Annotated in this window: 16 protein-coding genes; 3 read left to right on the top strand and 13 right to left on the bottom strand. The window is 66.6% G+C overall.

What is annotated here, in order from left to right; translation table 11 throughout:
- Positions 1–189: 189 nt before the first annotated feature.
- The 7 genes from C0R07_RS16520 to C0R07_RS16490 form a co-directional block, all read right to left on the bottom strand.
- Positions 190–2,031 (bottom strand): methyl-accepting chemotaxis protein, encoded by a 1,842-nt coding sequence (locus C0R07_RS16520; protein ID WP_102789470.1) that lies wholly within the window; start codon positions 2,029–2,031, stop codon positions 190–192.
- Positions 2,032–2,325: 294 nt separating this feature from the next.
- Positions 2,326–4,533 carry a PAS domain S-box protein gene (locus C0R07_RS16515; RefSeq protein ID WP_102789469.1) on the bottom strand — a complete coding sequence of 736 codons (2,208 nt, stop codon included), beginning with the start codon at positions 4,531–4,533 and terminating at the stop codon, positions 2,326–2,328.
- Between the two features lie 251 nt (positions 4,534–4,784).
- The gene (locus tag C0R07_RS16510) at positions 4,785–7,160 is read right to left on the bottom strand and encodes a Tex family protein (protein WP_102789468.1); all 2,376 of its coding nucleotides are present in this window, start codon (positions 7,158–7,160) and stop codon (positions 4,785–4,787) included.
- Positions 7,161–7,366: 206 nt separating this feature from the next.
- Complete coding sequence (locus C0R07_RS16505) at positions 7,367–7,582, bottom strand: hypothetical protein (protein WP_019184137.1); 216 nt, start codon at positions 7,580–7,582, stop codon at positions 7,367–7,369.
- A 132-nt stretch (positions 7,583–7,714) separates the two neighbouring features.
- The gene (locus C0R07_RS16500; protein WP_051010514.1) at positions 7,715–8,149 is read right to left on the bottom strand and encodes a hypothetical protein; all 435 of its coding nucleotides are present in this window, start codon (positions 8,147–8,149) and stop codon (positions 7,715–7,717) included.
- A 32-nt stretch (positions 8,150–8,181) separates the two neighbouring features.
- Complete coding sequence (locus C0R07_RS16495) at positions 8,182–8,385, bottom strand: PspC domain-containing protein (RefSeq protein ID WP_019184139.1); 204 nt, start codon at positions 8,383–8,385, stop codon at positions 8,182–8,184.
- 47 nt (positions 8,386–8,432) lie between these two features.
- The gene (locus C0R07_RS16490; RefSeq protein ID WP_070474661.1) at positions 8,433–8,828 is read right to left on the bottom strand and encodes a YfeK family protein; all 396 of its coding nucleotides are present in this window, start codon (positions 8,826–8,828) and stop codon (positions 8,433–8,435) included.
- A gap of 61 nt (positions 8,829–8,889) precedes the next feature.
- Here C0R07_RS16490 and C0R07_RS16485 point away from each other — a divergent pair, with 61 nt between their 5' ends.
- Positions 8,890–9,384 (top strand): DUF4822 domain-containing protein, encoded by a 495-nt coding sequence (locus tag C0R07_RS16485; RefSeq protein ID WP_070474657.1) that lies wholly within the window; start codon positions 8,890–8,892, stop codon positions 9,382–9,384.
- Positions 9,385–9,387: 3 nt separating this feature from the next.
- On the opposite strand, the gene phaC is transcribed toward C0R07_RS16485, so the two are convergent.
- The 3 genes from phaC to C0R07_RS16470 are packed head-to-tail and all read right to left on the bottom strand — an operon-like array spanning position 9,388 to position 12,309.
- Positions 9,388–10,455 (bottom strand): class III poly(R)-hydroxyalkanoic acid synthase subunit PhaC, encoded by a 1,068-nt coding sequence (gene phaC / locus C0R07_RS16480; protein WP_019184142.1) that lies wholly within the window; start codon positions 10,453–10,455, stop codon positions 9,388–9,390.
- Positions 10,452–11,642, bottom strand: coding sequence for a class III poly(R)-hydroxyalkanoic acid synthase subunit PhaE (phaE, locus tag C0R07_RS16475; protein WP_070474654.1), 1,191 nt, complete (start codon positions 11,640–11,642; stop codon positions 10,452–10,454). Before phaE ends, phaC begins: the two co-directional genes overlap by 4 nt.
- A 52-nt stretch (positions 11,643–11,694) precedes the next feature.
- Positions 11,695–12,309, bottom strand: a complete 615-nt coding sequence (locus C0R07_RS16470; protein ID WP_070474651.1) for a CDP-alcohol phosphatidyltransferase family protein — start codon at positions 12,307–12,309, stop codon at positions 11,695–11,697.
- 377 nt (positions 12,310–12,686) lie between these two features.
- On the opposite strand from C0R07_RS16470, the gene C0R07_RS16465 reads away from it, so the two are divergent.
- On the top strand, positions 12,687–13,337 hold the full coding sequence (locus tag C0R07_RS16465; protein ID WP_254427886.1) for a class I SAM-dependent methyltransferase: 651 nt from the start codon (positions 12,687–12,689) through the stop codon (positions 13,335–13,337).
- A gap of 68 nt (positions 13,338–13,405) precedes the next feature.
- Here the strand turns inward: C0R07_RS16465 and C0R07_RS16460 are convergent, their stop codons facing one another.
- The 3 genes from C0R07_RS16460 to ppsR all read right to left on the bottom strand — a co-directional run bounded on the left by C0R07_RS16460 (position 13,406) and on the right by ppsR (position 15,427).
- The gene (locus C0R07_RS16460; RefSeq protein WP_070474646.1) at positions 13,406–13,894 is read right to left on the bottom strand and encodes an NUDIX hydrolase; all 489 of its coding nucleotides are present in this window, start codon (positions 13,892–13,894) and stop codon (positions 13,406–13,408) included.
- A 56-nt stretch (positions 13,895–13,950) separates the two neighbouring features.
- On the bottom strand, positions 13,951–14,460 hold the full coding sequence (locus C0R07_RS16455; RefSeq protein WP_070474643.1) for a DUF1249 domain-containing protein: 510 nt from the start codon (positions 14,458–14,460) through the stop codon (positions 13,951–13,953).
- A gap of 145 nt (positions 14,461–14,605) precedes the next feature.
- Complete coding sequence (gene ppsR, locus C0R07_RS16450; RefSeq protein WP_019184148.1) at positions 14,606–15,427, bottom strand: posphoenolpyruvate synthetase regulatory kinase/phosphorylase PpsR; 822 nt, start codon at positions 15,425–15,427, stop codon at positions 14,606–14,608.
- Between the two features lie 143 nt (positions 15,428–15,570).
- On the opposite strand from ppsR, the gene ppsA reads away from it, so the two are divergent.
- On the top strand, positions 15,571–17,949 hold the full coding sequence (ppsA, locus tag C0R07_RS16445; protein WP_046273401.1) for a phosphoenolpyruvate synthase: 2,379 nt from the start codon (positions 15,571–15,573) through the stop codon (positions 17,947–17,949).
- The last annotated feature ends 87 nt before the right edge of the window (positions 17,950–18,036 follow it).

Genomic DNA, 18,036 nt, shown 5'->3' with positions numbered 1-18,036 from the left:
GATTACAAGGTGCCAGGAACTGACCGATTGCGGAGTGGAAATAGGGCTGAAACCCTTGTGGCACAACGATTTTAGTTCGGACTCAAAATCCGCCGCCCTTAAAAGCGTGTGGGTTCGAGTCCCACCTTCGGCACCATGGAAAACCAGAACGCCCCGGATCGACGGATCCGGGGCGTTTTTCGTTGTGCGTCAGACCAGACGCAGTGCGGGCTGGCCAGCAGTGGGATTGAGGTGCGCCGCGCGAGGCGCACCTGCCCCCGCCACCCGGAACGCCGCCACCGTCTGCAGCAGCCGGGTGGACTGCTCTTCCATGCTGCGGGCAGCCGCCGACGCCTCCTCCACCAGCGCGGCGTTCTGCTGCGTGCTCTCGTCGATGTGCTCGACCACCTGGTTGATCTGCTCGATGCCCTCGCTCTGCTGCTGGGCGGCGGTACTGATATCGGCCATCAGATCGCTCACGCGCTTCACGCTGACCACGATCTCGTCCATGGTGCGCCCCGCGCTCTCGACCTGGCGCGTGCCCGCCCCGACCTTCTCGACCGAGTCGCCGATCAGTTGCTTGATCTCCTTGGCGGCCTCGGCCGAACGCTGCGACAGCGAGCGGATTTCCGAGGCGACCACCGCAAAGCCGCGCCCATGCTCGCCGGCACGGGCCGCTTCCACTGCGGCATTGAGGGCCAGGATATTCGTCTGGAACGCGATGCTGTCGATCACGCCGATGATATCGACGATGCGCCGCGAGGAGTCGTTGATCAGCGACATGGTGGAGACCACCTCATGCACCACATGGCCACCCTGCGCCGCCACCTCGACCGCACCACCGGCCAACTCATTGGCCTGGCGGGCGTTGTCCGCGGTGCGCCGCACGGTCGCGGTCAGCCCCTTCATCGAGACGGCGGTCTCCTCCAGCGAAGCGGCCTGCTGCTCGGTGCGCACGGACAGGTCGCTGTTGCCTTCGGCGATCTCGCTGGCACCCACGGCAATGGTGTCCGCCGCCAGCTTGATCTGGGTGATGATGCCGGCCATCGCTTCGACCAGCGCATTGATGCCCTCGCACAACTCGGCGATCGGGCCGGTCTTGTCCTGGGTGGCGATATGGCCGGTCAGATCGCCGGCCTGCGCTGCGGCCACCACTTCGCGTGTCTGCGCGACGGCCTGCTGCAGCGCCAGGGTGTCACGCACCTGCGCGGTGATATCGGTGGCGTACTTGACCACTTTGAACGGGCGTCCGTTCATGTCATAGATCGGGTTGTACGAGGCCTGGATCCAGACCTCGCGCCCGCCTTTGCCCAGGCGCTTGTACTGGCCGGCATCGTACTCGCCACGGCCCAGTTTCGCCCAGAACGCGCGGTACTCCGCGCTCTGGCGATGCTCGGGTTCGGCGAACATCGAATGATGCTGCCCGCGCACCTCCTCCAATGCGTAGCCCATGGCAGCGAGGAAGTTCTCGTTGGCGGCCAGGATGCGACCTTCAAGGTCGAACTCGATCACCGCCTGTGATTTGTTGATGGCCGCCAGTTGCCCGGCGAAGTCGGCCGCCTGGAATTTCTGCGCGGTGATGTCGGTCGCGAACTTGACCACCTTGTACGGCCGCCCGTTGCTGTCGAACACCGGGTTGTAGGACGCCTGGATCCAGATCTCGCGGCCACCCTTGCCGATCCGCCGGTACTGGCCCGCATCGAACTCGCCGCGACGCAGGTTGGCCCAGAAGTCGCGGTACTCCCGGCTCTGCGCGTACTCGGCATCGACGAACATCGCGTGATGCTTGCCCTGGATCTCCTCCAGGGTGTAGCCCAGCGTCTGCAGGAAGTTGTCGTTGGCATGGACGATGGTGCCATCGAGATGGAACTCGATCACCGCCTGGACCCGATGCAGGGCCTTGACCTGGTCCTCCAGCTCGGCCTGCCGTTGCAGGGCGGCCGATGCCGCGGCGCCATGGGCGGCGCGTCGGGAAACGAACAATGCCGTGAGCGAACGCCACAACGTGCCGGCGTCGGCGTCGTTGCCACGACCTGGCACATGCGTGTGCAAGCCTGAAGTAATCATCTCTAGACCTCGGTGTCCTGTTAGCGAATAGGTCAGCGCCGGGCGGTGGCCCGGTGGCGGTATTCCGTTGGCTGGGACTCACGAAGACCGCCAGTGGGGATGACGTTGCTTCGATGGACTTCAAACACCGGGCAAGCCGGTGAACATGAACCATGAAAAAGGTGTACGGCCAGATATCCACGTGAGCAGACAGGCAGCAACTGCGAGTCATATAACGGCGCGTGTTCTGAAAGCTTTAGGGCCAGCATCCCCGCCCTGTGATGCAGACTGGTCCGGCGCCTACTCGCCGCTTTCGCTGGCATCGAGGGCGTCCAGCGGGTCGACCGCGCCCAGCCCCAGGGCTTCGACCTGCACGTTGTCGCGCCCCATCGCCTTGGCCCGGTAGCACTGGGCGTCGGCGGCGGCCACGGCATCATCCACGCTCATGCCCCCGAACAGCGGGGCGATCCCGATGCTGGCCCCCACGCTCAACCGGCGCTGATCCCAGGGGATGGACAACCCGCGCATCGCCTCGAGCAGGTCGCTGGCGATGCGCCGGGCACGCTTGAGCGAACAGCCGGCCAGGATCACCGCGAACTCGTCGCCGCCCAGCCGCGCCACGATGTCCGAATCGCGCACGCCGTGCCGCAGCACGCTGGCCACCGCCCACAGCACGGCATCGCCGGCCAGATGGCCGTGGGTATCGTTGACCGGCTTGAAGTGGTCCAGGTCGATGTACATCAACGAGGCCGACTGCCCGGTCCGCGCGACCCGGGTGATGGCCTGTTGCAGGTGCGCCTCGAAACCGCGCCGGTTGCTCAGTTCGGTCAGCGGGTCGATCTCGGCCAGATGCCGGGCTTCGCGCTGGCGGGCGCGCTGCTGGGTGACATCACGGATCACCCAGACCGCGCCGCTGACCTGCCCCTGCTCATCGCGCAGCCAGGCACGGGTAAGGTCGACCGGCAGCAGGTGGGCACCGACCGACAGCAACAGGTCCGAATGCAGATCGACCGCGTTGCTGTCCGGGTCGAGCAGCACGGCCACATCCAGCGGTGAGCGCGGCGCGTACTCGGTGGTGAGTTCCATCACCTCCTGCAGCTGGCTGCCGGCCAGGGCCTCGGCGCCCTCCCCGGCCAGCGCGCGCGTGGCCGCGGCATTGGCGTACTGGATGCCCCCGTGCAGATTCAGGGTGAGTACCATGTCGGCCACCGCATCCAGGGTGACGCGGGTGCGCTGCTCGGATTCGCGCAGCTGCTGGCCGCTGAGCCGCTGCGCGGTCACGTCCTGGATCTGCGAAACGAAATGCAGCGGCTCGCCATTCTCGGTGCGGACCAGCGAGACCGACAGCCGCCCCCAGACCAGGTTGCCGGCCTTGCCCAGATAGCGCTTCTCCATGTGGTAGTGCTCGCGACGGCCGGCCAGCAGGTCACCGAGCAGGGCCAGGTCGGTGTGCAGGTCATCCGGATGCGTCAGTGTCTGGAAGTCGATCTGCAGCAGTTCGGCACGGGTGTAACCGAGGATGCCGCACAGCGAATCGTTGACGTCCAGCCAACGCCCTTCCAGCGAGACCAGGGCCATGCCCAGCGCCGCCGAAGAGAACGCCCCGGCAAACTTCTCGGCCGCGACGAAGGCCTGCTCGCGCACCTGCAGCAGCGGGGTGAGATCGACCGCCATGCCGACATAGCCGATCCGGCTGCCCCCCGCGCCGTCCAGTGGGCTGATCGACAACCGCACCTGGCGCCGCTCGCCGTCCTTGCGCAGGAAGGTCCATTGGTGCGACCACGTGCCTTGGGCAGCGTGCGCGGTCAGTGCCTCGAAAATGGTCGGCATCCGCCCCTCCGCATCCATCTGGGGCTGCAGGTAGGCACGCATCTCGTCCGGATCATGGAACAGACCGGGGTTGACCCGCCCGATCACCTCCTCGGGCCGGTAGCCCAGCAGCTTCTGGGCGCCGGTATTGAACAGGTTCACCACCCCATTGATGTCGGTGGCGATCACCGCAACCTCATCGGAGGCATCCACCACCGCCTGCAGGCGCTGGCGCATGTTGGCCGCGTCCTGCCGGGCCTGCTGCAGATCGGTGACGTCGGCATGGGCACCGGCCATCCACAGCGGGCGGCCCTGCGCATCGCGCTCGTAGACGCGGCCACGGTCCTGCACCCAGATCCAGTGGCCCTGCTTGTGGCGCATCCGGCACAGGCTGTCGTAGTGCGGCGAGCGTCCCTCCAGATGCGCGCTGAGCAGCGCGTTGGATTGGGCCAGATCGTCGGGATGCACCAGCCGGAAGAAGGTGTCGGGCGTGATCGGGGCGAGTTCCTCGCGGGTGTAGCCCACGATCTCTGCCCAGCGCTCGTTGACCCGCATCTGCCCGCCCGGGATGTTCCAGTCCCAGGTGCCGGCCGCGGTGCCTTCGACGATCATTTCCAGCCGATGGCGCTGCTCGGCCATCTCACGCAGCGCTTCGGCCGCTTCGGCAGCGTCGGAGGCGCCGGTCGGTGGCTGGCTCATGGGCGCCCTCCGCGCCGGCAGGCCGCGCACAGCCCTGCCGCCGCGCGGTGATCGGCGCTGCGGCCCGCCCGGTTGCCCGGTCCTGCCTGGTCGTCTGTCATCTGGGCTCCCCGCCGTCCACCCACCCTACGGGCATTCAACGGGAAGTGTGCGTAAACATGCGTCAAACCAGAAGTGCCCACGGCCACCCAGACCCCCGAAAACGCCAAAGGCCGCCCGAAGGCGGCCCCTGGCAGGCAACGGCAGCAGGCTCAGCCGCCGCGCTTGGCCCGGGCGAAGGCATCGGCCAGCGCATTGTTGGCCGGCGGTGCCGCGCTGCCCGGACGGGGGCCGGACGGGCCGCCGCGGTTGCCGTTGCGCGGGCCATTGCCCGCCCCACCGTCACGGCGGCCGCCACCGGCCGGGCGCGCGTCGCGCTCGCCCGGGGCCTTGGCCGGGGCAGGGGTGTCATCCAGGCGGCGGGTCAGCGCGATGCGCTTGCGCGCCACGTCGACCTCCAGCACCTTCACCTTGACGATGTCACCGGCCTTGACCACGTCACGCGGGTCCTTGACGTAGGTGTCCGACAGCGCGGAGATGTGGATCAGCCCATCCTGGTGCACGCCGATGTCCACGAAGGCACCGAACGCAGCCACGTTGCTGACCACGCCTTCCAGGACCATGCCGACCTTGAGGTCCTTCAGTTCCTCGACACCGTCGGCGAAGCGGGCCGCCTTGAACTCCGGACGTGGATCGCGGCCGGGCTTCTCCAGCTCTTTCAGGATGTCGCGCACGGTCGGCACACCGAAGGTCTCGTCGGTGAACTGCTCGGCCTTGAGCCCGCGCAGGAAGCTGCCGTCGCCGATCAGGGCCTTGATCGGGCGTGCGGTGGCCGCCACGATGCGCTCCACCACCGGGTAGGCTTCCGGGTGCACCGAAGACGCATCCAGTGGCTGGTCGCCATCGGCGATGCGCAGGAAGCCGGCGCACTGCTCGAAGGTCTTCTCGCCCAGGCGCGGCACTTTCAGCAGGTCCTTGCGGCGCTTGAACGGACCGTTGTCGTCGCGATGCCGCACGATGTTCTCGGCCACGGTGGATGACAGCCCGGACACGCGCGACAGCAGCGCGGCCGAGGCGGTATTGACGTGCACGCCGACCGCGTTGACGCAGTCCTCCACGCGCGCATCCAGCGCGCGCGCCAGGCGGTACTGGTCCACGTCGTGCTGGTACTGGCCGACGCCGATCGCCTTGGGTTCGATCTTCACCAGCTCGGCCAGCGGATCCTGCAGGCGGCGGGCGATCGACACCGCACCGCGGATGGACACGTCCAGGTTCGGGAATTCCCTGGCCGCGAACTCCGAGGCCGAGTACACCGAGGCACCGGCCTCGCTGACCACGATCTTCTGCAGTTTGGTATCGCCCAGCGCCTTGATCACCTCACCGGCCAGCTTGTCGGTCTCACGGCTGGCCGTGCCGTTGCCGATCGCGATCAGTTCCACGTTGTGCTGCACGCACAGCTGCTTGATCGTGTGCAGCGACTGGTCCCTCTGGCGGCGCGGCTCGTGCGGGTAGATGGTGTCGGTGGCGACCAGCTTGCCGGTGGCATCGACCACGGCGATCTTGCAGCCGGTGCGGATGCCCGGGTCGAGGCCGAGCACGGCCTTCGGGCCGGCCGGAGCGGACAGCAGCAGGTCCTTGAGGTTGTCACCGAACACCGAGATCGCCTCGGCCTCGGCTTTTTCGCGGGCCTGGTTGAACAGGTCCAGCAGCAGGTGCATGTGCAGCTTGGCGCGCCAGGTCAGGCGGCAGGCGTCCAGCAGCCAACGGTCGCCCGGGCGGCCGGCATCGCGGATGCCCGCGTTGTGCGCGACGCGGCCTTCGGCGTACAGATTGCCGGCCTCGGCATCGCTGCCCGGGTCCAGCTCCAGGAACAGGATTTCCTCGCGGCGTGCGCGGAACAGCGCCAGCAGGCGGTGCGACGGGATCTTCGCCAGCGATTCGGAATGTTCGAAGTAGTCGCGGTACTTGGCGCCCTGCTCTTCCTTGCCCTCGGCGACACGCGCGCGGATCACGCCGTTCTCGCCCAGCCAGGTGCGCAGCTCGCCAACCAGCGCGGCATCCTCGCCCCAGCGCTCCATCAGGATCGCGCGGGCGCCTTCCAGCGCGGCCTTGACGTCGGCCACGCCCTTGTCGGTATCGACGAAGGTCGCGCCGAAGACCTGCGGATCCAGACCCGGATCCGCCAGCAGGCCGTCGGCCAGGGGCTCCAGGCCGGCCTCACGCGCGATCTGGGCACGGGTGCGGCGCTTGGGCTTGTACGGCAGGTAGAGATCTTCCAGGCGCGACTTGGTGTCCGCGCCGAGGATCTCGTTGCGCAGCTCATCGGTGAGCTTGCCCTGTTCGTTGATGCTGGACAGCACCGCGGCGCGGCGGTCTTCCAGTTCACGCAGGTAGGTCAGGCGCGTTTCGAGATTGCGCAGCTGCGTGTCGTCCAGGCCGCCAGTGACTTCCTTTCGGTAGCGGGCGATGAACGGAACGCTGGCGCCTTCGTCCAACAGGGCGATGGCGGCCAGGGCCTGGGCGGTCTGGGCACCGATCTCATCGGCGATGGTCTGGGCGATCTGCTGCGCGAGCTTGATGTCAGGCATTGCTTCCGGCCGGAGCCGCTTTGCGGAAAGAACCCATTCTGGCGATGCCGGGCGGCCGGGGAAAGCCGTTGACAGTCCGGTGCGAACCTGTCGCCCCGTGGCGGTGACCACACGAGGGGTCCCGCGTTCACGCCGGCATCCTTGCGTGGGGCCGGGATGCCGGCGCGGGCGCCCTTGATCAACGGACGCCTTGGCGGTGCTGCGGGTTACCGGTAATGCACGGCAGCGCGTTGATGGACGATCTCATCGCGCATCGACTCCAGCGCCATCACCCGCACCTTGCCTACGCCCTGCAGTTCCATGAACCGCTCGGTGTAGATCTCAGGGCCCTGCTCGGTATCGGCCTGGGATTTGCTGAAGCCATGCGGCACCAGGCCCTTGTCGCCATCCTTGCTACCACCGACATAAAGAACGATTGCCATGTGATGTGTTCCTCCAGAAAAACGGTTGCTCATACAACGCTGCAAGCTTACCCCGGTAAACCTGACTGGTTCGTCATGCAGGCTAATAACGTTTTTTTGCATGCAGATGACGTCGCGTTGCCGACGTTTTTCTTACACGGATTTAACGCGAAAATAACGCCACCGTGGCCACCACCCGCGGCCCTGCAGCGCGTACACATCGGCCGCGCGCTCGAACGGGTTGCGTGCACTGACCCCGCCGCACAGCAGGTACACCGGCAGATACAGCGGCCCGAGCACCAGGTACTGGTAGACGTGTGCGCGCTCGTGGTCGTGCAGGCCGATCACCGGCTCGGTGGCGTGACCGGCCTGGTGCGCGTAGGTCCGGCACGGCACGTCGAGCACCGGGCCGGTATGCAGGATCACGTTGCCCAGCGTGATCGCCCCGCCCGGCCCCCAGGGAAATTCACGGAACACGACCGCGCAGTCGCGCCCGTTCCAGGACGGACGCGCGCCAGCCAGCATCGCCGTGGTGCCCGCGGCGAGACCGATCAGGGTATTGGGCGAGGTCCACACCGCGCCCAGCATCTGCAGTACCCGCAGCAGCACCGGCGACAGGCTCAATCGGCCTCGTTGGGGATCAGCAGCCACAGGATCAGATAGACCAGGATGCCCGGAAACGCGGCCGAACCGATCGAGATCAGCACGAACAGCACCCGGACCAGGGTGACGTTCCAGCCGAAACGATGTGCAATGCCGCCCATGACGCCGGCAATCATGCGGTCGTTGAGCGAGCGGGACAGCGGGCGCGGCGGTGTGTTCATGCACGGGGTCTCGAGCCGGTAGATGCCGACTCTAGCGCGAACCATGTCTACGGGGTGCGTTGGCGCAGGGCCGCCAACCGCGCCGTGAACCAGACCGCCGCGGTCTGCTCCGGCTGGCCCGGGCAGGCGATCCGGTACGGCTTGCCGCTCATGCTGCTCTGGCTGGCGGCGCGCTCGATGAACTGCTCGGCGGTGTCCACCTTGTCCTTCCTGAGCAGGTAGTCGTACTTGCGCTGCAGATGGGCGCGCGCCTCGGCGGCGTCGTGCCAGCTGCCGTTGCGCTGGAAGCGGCAGCTGGAGCCATCCAGTGCGCCGATCAGACCGGCGATCTCGCGGCGGGCGGCCTCGCCCGGCGCCGCCTGGGCCGCGCCGCCCAGCAGCAGGGCGACCAGCCCGATCAGGATGCCGGGGACCACGGACGTGCGTTTTCGCGATTGTTGCATGGTGCCTCCTGAGTGCAGGCCACTAATGTAGCGTCCTCGCCTTCGTGCACGGGAACCTTTCATGCCATACCCGGTCCTGCCCAGCCTGCTGCTCCTGTTTGCACAGGCGTCCACCGTGCCGGCCTGCCCGGGCGCCTCCGAGCAGGCGAGGCAGTTGGCCGAGCGCACCTGGATCACCACTGCCGTGTATGAAGGCGATGATCGCAGCCGCAACCAGGTCGCACGCTATCCCGGCGTGGTCGGCATCTCGCTCTGGGACGCGTGCAGTAATCGCTTCGAGTACTTCGATCCGGCCACCGGCCGCTCGCGCGCCGAACACGGCGGTGCAGGATGGTTTTTCTTCACCGGCGACCGTCGCCATCAGCACACCGTGCCCGATGCCGGCACGCCGTTACGCCGTCGTGTGGAGGTTCTGACCGCGTCGGAATTCACCTATTCCCGACAGTTGCCGCACGGCATGCGTGAGGGCGCGCCCTGGGTCACGGTACATGTCGTGCACACCCCTTACGCAGGCCCGTGGCAGGTCCGGGCCACTGCATCAGCCGCCTCACCGTGAGGTTCAGCTGCGCTGCTGCAACCAGTCTGTAATCGTGCCGGGCACCTCGCGCTGGGCGCGGCCGGACACGTAGATGCCGATATGGCCACCACGGAAACTGCTTTCGGTGTAGTCGGCGCTGCCGATCCGGCCGCGCAGCGCGCGTGATGCGTCCGGTGGCACCAGATGGTCCTGTTCGGCGTAGATGTTCAGTACCGGCAACGTCACCTGCTGGAGGTCGACATGTTCCTCGCCGATGCGTACGCCATCGTGCATGAGCCCGTTGCCCTGGTAGAACTGCTTGATGAAATCACGGAACGCTTCGCCCGCCAGATCCGGCGAATCGAAGATCCACTTTTCCATGCGCAGGAAATCCTCCAACGCATCCTTGTCATCGAGGATGTCGAGCAGGCCGACGTACTTCTGCACGTTGAGCCGGAACGGCTTGAGCATCAGGTAACTGGCGTTCATCAGATCGGCCGGGATGTTGCCCAGCGTGTCCACCAGCAGATCCACGTCCACCTGCCGTGCCCAGTGCGAGAGCATGTTGTCCGGGGTGTGGAAATCGACCGGGGTGACCATCGTGATCAGGTTGGCCAGCTTGGCCTGGCGCAGCGCGGCGTAGCACAGCGCGAACACGCCGCCCTGGCAGATGCCGAGCATGTTGATCGGCTCACCGCCATTGTGGGCCTGCAGGTGGTCCACCGCGCCATCGACGAACCGCAGCAGGTAATCCTCCAGCGTCTGGTAGCGCTCGGAGCGGTCCGGATAGCCCCAATCCAGTACATACACATCATGGCCGAGCGCCAGCAGTTTCTGCACCAGCGAGCGGTCTGTCTGCAGGTCGACCATGTACGGCCGGTTGACCAGCGCATAGACGATCAGCAGCGGCGTCCGCCGTACCGGCGCCTGGCCGCCGACAAACCGGTACAGGGCGACCTTGCCATCGCGCCACACCTCCTCGCGGGTGGTGACGCCGTACTCGACATCCTCCACCGAGGGCAGCAGCGTCAGGCCATCCATCAGCTTGCGCTGCATGGCCAGGGTTTCCTGCAGCAGGTCTTCGGCGTTGAAGCCCAGGGGACCTTTCATGCGCTGCGTTTCCGGGGTTTGGCGGCGGCCTTCACCGGTTGGGTGGCTGTAGCGGCTTTCGTGGTTTTCGCGGCTTTAGCCGCTTCCGCCGTCTTGGGTGCCTTGCTCTGTTCTGGTGCCGCCTTCTTCGGGGCTGCCTGCTTCGCGGCTGCCTGCGTCGGAGCGGACTTCTTCGGAGCGGACTTCTCCGGAGCTGCCTTATTCGGAGCTGCCTTATTCGGAGCTGCTTTCTCCGGAGCTGCCTTCGTCGGAGCTGCCTTCTTCGAGGCGGCCGGCCGGGTGGCGGGCCTGCCATCGCCTGCGCCGCCGGCCATGCGCCGCACCAGCCGCTCCAACTCGGCGATGCGGCGGTGTGCCGCATCCATTTCCGTGCGCGTCGGCAGCCCGAAGCTCTCGGTCAGCCGTTCGATCTCCTGCTGGGTGGCCGCGCGCAGCCGCATCTGGGCATTGCCCAGCGAGGCGTACACCGCCTGGAACGGCTCGGACAGCGCGACCTTCGCATACGCCTCCTCGGCCGCATCGATCCACAGATCGAACATCGCCCGCGCGCTGGTCAGCTGGTTGCCCGGCTGTTCGTGCTCGGCCAGGCGCTGCTCGAACAGGGTGAATGCATCCTCCAGCGCCTGCTTGATCTGATCCACGTAATCGCGCGAGTGCGCCTGGTAGTCCTGCTGGGCCCGCAACAGCGCCTGCCAGCGGGCCTGGTGCTCACGGCCGGGACCAAATGCCGGGCTTTGCAGCCACGGACCGAGCTGGCGCTGCAGGGTTTCCAACAGCTGCAGCAGATCCGGCTCCTCGGCCTGGGTATGTCCGCGGGCGCCCTGCAGCATCCACTGCAGCAGCCCGTCGCCCTGCCCCAGCACCGCCGTGCGCCACGCCTGCGCGACGTCGGCGCTGGTGGTATCGCGGTCAGCAAACTGCGCGGCCACCTGCTGCATGGTGCCGTACCAGCCACCGGCCTGTTCACGGAAGCGGTGCACGGCCTCGTCGGCCGGGCTGCTGGCTGCGTTGGGCATCATCTGTGCCCACCAGTCGATCGCCTGCTGCCAGTTGCCTTGCGCCTCGGGGCCGGCGGTGTGGCCAGGCGGTGCCGCAGCGTGCCGCAGGGCATCGCCCCAGGCACTGAAATACTGCCGCGCCAGGGCTTCCACATCGCCTGCGCCGCTGCCGCTGCCCGCCGTGGTCATGACCGTCCTCCCGTCTCGGGAAACGATGATAGCAATGCCGCGCTGCCGTGCCTCACGGCTTGGGGATGCGCAGGGTCTTGCTGATCATCAGCGAGCCGGACAGCGCGAACAGCAGCACCAGCGGGTGCAGCTGCCACGGGCCCAACTGCCACTGGCCCAGCCACAGGTCCGCGCCGGTGGCCCCGACGCTCGCCGCCACGGCCAGCACCACCACCAGCGCCAGGCTGGTCGGGATCGGGGTGCCTTCGAAGTACGGCACCTTGTCGCCCTCGCCAGCCAGTGCTTCGGCGGTCACGTTGTAGCGGGCCAGGCGGCTGACGCCGCAGCAGACGAAGTAGCTCAGCACCAGCCAGTCCCAGCCGCCCTGCATGCCGCAGGCGTAGGCCAGTGCGGCCGGGGCGACACCGAAGGAAATGATGTCCGACAGCGAATCCAGCTCACGGCCCAGCGTGGAGCTGGACTTGCGCCAGCGCGCGATGCGCCCGTCCAGCGCATCAAAAATGAAGGCCAAGGGGATCAGGGCCATGCCGAACAGCAGATAGCTGCGTTCGCCATCCTGCAGATAGCGCATGGCGGCAAAGACCGCCCCGGTGCCACAGAACGCGTTGGCCAGGGTGAACCAGTCGGCCAGGTGGAACTCGCGCAACATCGAGAAGTGACGTTTCATGAAGGATCAGGTGGCGGCAATCGCAAGAGAGTACCGCGAGCGGCCCGCGCCGGGACAGCGTTCCCTACGCCACCGTACTCCAGCCTTGCCGCGCCGTTCACGCCAGCACGACCTGCGGTGAATTTTTGGCCACCCATCTTGACAGCGAGTACCGGCGGGGGCCGACGCGGCTTATCCACAAACTTGCCCACGAGTCATCCACACCCCCTGTGGACAACTCAATCTCAGTAGACGCGACGATGGTGATTTCTTGATCACCGATCCTCATTGCTGCGGGGCGATCCCTTTTCACACGCGCGCCCATCGGTGCCACCAGTGGGCTAAGCTGGTGGATGGACTCCGCCGCCGCCAGGTCCTGCCGCCCACCGACAGGAGTCTTGCGCGTGCTTTCCCCCGACCATCTGGCCGCCCAGTTGCGCCACCCGCACGGTGAGCACGCGCTCGTCGTGGCCGAATCGATGAACCGCAGCAACGGCGACCTCAACCGGGCCGCCATCGCCCTGCTGTCAGTCACCCCCGGCGAACAGGTCCTGGAGATCGGCCCGGGCAATGCAGCCTTCGCACCCGATCTGTTGCGTACACCGCACAGCCGCTATGTGGGCGTCGATGTTTCAGCGGCGATGGTCGAGGCGGGCACCGCGGTGCTGGCCATGCATGGACTTCAGGATCGTGCCGAGGTCCACCTAGGCGATGCCCACGCCCTGCCCCTGGATACGGCCTGCATCGATGCGGCGCTGGCAGTGAACACGCTGTACTTCTGGGACGAACTGAAATTTCCGTTCGCCGAGCTGGCGCGCGTGCTGCGCCCCGGCGGCCGGCTCTGCCTGGCGTTCGGCGATGCCGCTTTCATGCGCACGCTGCCGTTCACTGCGCATGGGTTCCACCTGCACGAGCTGGCCGAGGTCGAGCAGGCCCTGCGCAGCGCTGGATTGACCGTACAGGGCTGGCGCGCCCATCACGAAACCGGGCGCAGCAACGACGGGCGCGAGGTCAGCAAGCATTTCCACCTGCTGCTCGCCCGCAGGTAGTGCCGACTGCTGGCGGGCATTACGGGCGCATGCACCACCGTTCATGGGTTGCCGCCCAGCGGCCGGCACTACAGCCGGGTGTAGCTCCAGGATTCCATGGCGCCATCGCGGTACGGCATCACGCCATGGAAGGCGCGCGGCTCATCGTCGAAGACCAGCGGCAGGAAGCTGCGGTCGCCTTCCCACAGCGGCAGGCCGTCGATCTTGTCCACGTCCACCCACTCCAGTGTGCCCTCCGGGTTGGAGGTCAGCGGCGTGCCGGTGAAGTCATCGATGACGAACACGAAGCCGAACCAGTCCTCACCGTTCCTGCCGAAACCCGGCCAGCTGATCGTGCCGCGCAGGCGCATGGTCCCGCACTCGATGCCGGCCTCCTCGCGGATTTCGCGGCGCATGCAGGCCGCGGCGTCTTCATCGCGCTCCATCTTGCCGCCCAGCCCGTTGTACTTGCCCAGGTGCAGGTCACCGGGGCGGGCGTTGCGGTGGATCATCAGCACTTGCTTGCCGTCGGCGGACAGCACGTAGCCCAAGGTGGCCACGATGGGGGTATAGGGCATTTCGCACACGCTCGGGAACACAGACCCCGATTATGCGTGATCCGCCAGGCGGCGGCTCAGGGCACCAGGCTGGTGCGGCGCGCGTCGGCCGGTGCAGCCACCTCGCCATCGCGGCGCAGCGTGGCCACGCCGTGGCCGCGTTCGGCCAGGTATTCCAGCCATTTGCCGAGGAAGGTGTTCATCCGCATGCGGTGGCTGATCAGCTCGGCCGGCGGCGGGTACATCCCCACCACGTCCTGCCAGCGGCGGCCGACGTAGCAATGCGTGGTCTCGGCCTGGCGGGCGTCACGATACAGGCGCACATAGGCCGAAGGATCCGGCTGCCCGGTGACCGGGTCGGCGAAGTCGTAGGTCAGGCGCAGCTCCACCGTATAGCGGTGGCACTCGATGACGTCCAGGCGCACATCCAGCCCATCGCCGATCGAGGAGACGTAGCTGCCGGGGACGAGCTCGGCCGGTGCGAACAGGCGCACCAGGTGCTGGTAGTTCTCGGCGTACAGGCCCATCAGCCAGCTCAGGCGGCTGAGCCGGGGAATGCGTTCGATACGGGGCGATGCCTGGGCCATGGGTCGATCCTACACGTTGATCTCCCAACGTGGGGGCGGTACCACGCCGGCCAAAGGGGCGGCCCGCAACCGGTTCACGGACGCAGGGCAGCCCCGGCCCGGGACGAAGGAAGCGCCCCCTTGCTGTTCAAGGGGGCGCGCCGAATCAATACATCTCGCGCTGCAGCCCCAGGGTGCCCAGTACCTTGCTCGAGATCTCCTCGATCGAGGTATGGGTGGTGCTCAGGGTCGGGATCCGCTCCATCCGGAACATGGTCTCGGCGGCGGCGACCTCGCGGCGGCAGGTCTCCAGGTTGGCGTAGCGCGAGTTCGGGCGACGCTCCTGGCGGATCTGCTGCAGGCGGTCCGGGTCGATGGTCAGCCCAAACAGCTTTTTCCGGTACGGGCGCAGGCGTGGTGGCAGGCGATCCTGCTCCAGGTCCTCGTCGGTCAGCGGGTAATTGGCGGCGCGAACCCCGTAATGCAGGGCCAGGTAGATGCAGGTCGGGGTCTTGCCGGCCCGGGAGACGGCCACCAGGATCACGTCGGCATCGTCGTAGTTGATGGCGATGCCGTCGTCATGGGTCAGCGCGAAATTCATCGCGTTGATGCGGCGGTGGTAGGTCTCGAAGTCCACCATGCCGTGCGCCTGGCCGACCCGGGAATGCCGGTTGACGGCCAGTTCCCGCTCCAGCGGCTCGATGAAGGGCGCGAACACATCCAGCATCAATCCGCCGCTTTCGGCCAGGATGATGCTCAGCCCGCTGTCCACGCAGGAACTGACCACGATGGGCCGGACCTGGTACCGCTCGCCCGCTGCACGGATCCTTTCACAGGCTTCGCGCGCTTTTTCCGGATCATCGATGAACGACATCCGGTCGGTGATGAAGCTGAACCCGGAGAACTGGGTCAGGAGGCTATGCCCAATGGTTTCAGCGGTGATACCGGTTCCATCGGACACGTAGAACACCGGTCGGATCGTCGACATACGGCTTTTACCCCCTCCGAAGCTTAAAAAGGCTGTCGATACAAGCTTGTGCCGACAGCGGTCTGCCCGGCATCATATCGGCTTCTTCCTACGGACGTGGCCATCCAGCCCGCCTCGGGCGATGGCCAAACGGAGCATCGCGCTTGAACGAGAACATCCTGTGGTTGCACGAACTGCGCCTGGCCGACCTGGCCCGCGTAGGCGGCAAGAATTCGTCGCTTGGCGAAATGATCGGCAACCTGGCCGGTCTGGGGGTGTCTGTCCCCGGCGGTTATGCAACCACCTCTGAAGCCTTCAAGGACTTCATCGCCCATAACGATCTGTCCAAGCGCATCTTCGACAAGCTGGCCACGCTGGACGTGGAAGATGTCGGTGCCCTGACCCTGGCCGGCAAGGAAATCCGCGGTTGGGTGATCGATGCCCCGCTCCACCCGGAACTGGACCAGGACATCCGCAGCGCCTACGCCAAGCTGTGCAGTGAAAACGGCGGCGGCGATGTCGCCGTCGCGGTGCGCTCCTCGGCCACCGCCGAAGATCTGCCCGATGCCTCCTTCGCCGGCCAGCAGGAGACCTTCCTCAACGTGACCGGCGCCGACGATGTCGTGCACAAGGTCAAGGAAGTGTTCGCCTCGCTGTACAACGACCGCGCGATCGCCTACCGCGTCCACCACGGCTTCAAGCACGAGGATGTGTTCCTGTCCGCCGGGGTGCAGCTGATGGTGCGCTCGGGCGTGGGTTCCTCCGGCGTGCTGTTCACCCTGGACACCGAGTCCGGCTTCCGCGACGTGGTGTTCGTCACCTCTTCGTTCGGCCTCGGCGAAATGGTCGTGCAGGGCGCGGTCAACCCCGACGAGTTCTACGTCTACAAGCCCACGCTGAGCGCCGGCAAGCCGGCGATCCTGCGCCGCTCGCTCGGCAGCAAGGCGATCCGCATGGTGTATTCGGATGTCCCCGGTGAGCGCGTGCGCATCGAAGACACCCCGGCCGAACTGCGCAGCACGTTCTCCATCAGCGACGAGGACGTGCAGGAACTGTCCAAGCAGGCGCTGGTCATCGAAAAGCATTACGGCCGCCCGATGGATATCGAGTGGGCCAAGGACGGTGTCAGCGGCAAGCTGTTCATCGTGCAGGCGCGCCCGGAGACGGTGAAGTCGCGTGGCCATGCTACCCAGATCGAACGCTTCGCGCTGAACCAGAAGGACGGCAAGGTGCTGGCCGAAGGCCGCGCCGTGGGTGCCAAGATCGGTGCCGGTACCGCCCGCGTGGTGCGCACCCTGGACGACATGGCCCGCGTCCAGCCGGGCGACGTGCTGATCGCCGACATGACCGATCCCGATTGGGAGCCGGTGATGAAGCGCGCCTCGGCCATCGTGACCAACCGTGGTGGCCGCACCTGCCACGCGGCGATCATCGCCCGTGAGCTGGGCGTGCCGGCCGTGGTCGGCTCGGGCAACGCCACCCAGGTGATCCAGGACGGCCAGGAAGTGACCGTCAGCTGCGCCGAGGGCGACACCGGCTTCATCTATGAGGGCAAGCTCGAGTTCGAGCGCACCACCACGGACCTGGGCAACATGCCGCCGGCGCCGCTGAAGATCATGATGAACGTGGCCAACCCGGAACGCGCCTTCGACTTCGGCCAGCTGCCGAACGCCGGCATCGGCCTGGCGCGTCTGGAAATGATCATCGCCAGCCACATCGGCATCCACCCCAACGCCCTGCTGGAGTACGACCGCCAGGACGCGGCGACCAAGAAGAAGATCGACGAGAAGATCGCCGGTTACGCGGATCCGGTCAGCTTCTACGTCGGCCGCCTCGCCGAAGGCATCGCCACCCTGACCGCTTCGGTGGCCCCGAACCCGGTGATCGTGCGCCTGTCGGACTTCAAGTCCAACGAGTACGCCAACCTGATCGGCGGCAGCAACTACGAGCCGCACGAAGAGAACCCGATGATCGGCTTCCGCGGCGCCAGCCGTTATGTCGACCCGAGCTTCTCGGCCGCCTTCGCACTGGAGTGCAAGGCCGTGCTGCGCGTGCGCAACGAGATGGGCCTGGACAACCTGTGGGTCATGATCCCGTTCGTGCGCACCCTGGAAGAAGGCCGCAAGGTCGTCGAGGTGCTGGAACAGAACGGCCTCAAGCAGGGCGAGAACGGCCTGAAGATCATCATGATGTGCGAAGTGCCGTCCAACGCACTGCTCGCCGATGAGTTCCTGGAGATCTTCGACGGCTTCTCGATCGGTTCCAACGACCTGACCCAGCTCACCCTGGGCCTGGATCGCGACTCCTCGATCGTGGCGCACCTGTTCGACGAGCGGAACCCGGCGGTGAAGAAGCTGCTGTCGATGGCGATCAAGTCGGCACGTGCCAAGGGCAAGTACGTCGGCATCTGCGGCCAGGGCCCGTCCGATCATCCGGACCTGGCCGAATGGCTGATGCAGGAAGGCATCGAGTCGGTGTCGCTGAACCCGGACACCGTGGTCGACACCTGGCTGCGCCTGGCCAAGCTCAAGGCCAAGGGCTGATCCTCCCGGCCTTGAGATGACGAACAAAACCCCGCGCAAGCGGGGTTTTGTTTTGTGCAACATCGGTAGAGCCGACCGTTGGTCGGC

Origin of the sequence: Stenotrophomonas bentonitica, from assembly GCF_002887735.1 — a bacterium.
Lineage (GTDB): Bacteria > Pseudomonadota > Gammaproteobacteria > Xanthomonadales > Xanthomonadaceae > Stenotrophomonas > Stenotrophomonas bentonitica_A.
This window is presented reverse-complemented; position numbering and strand designations above follow the sequence as displayed.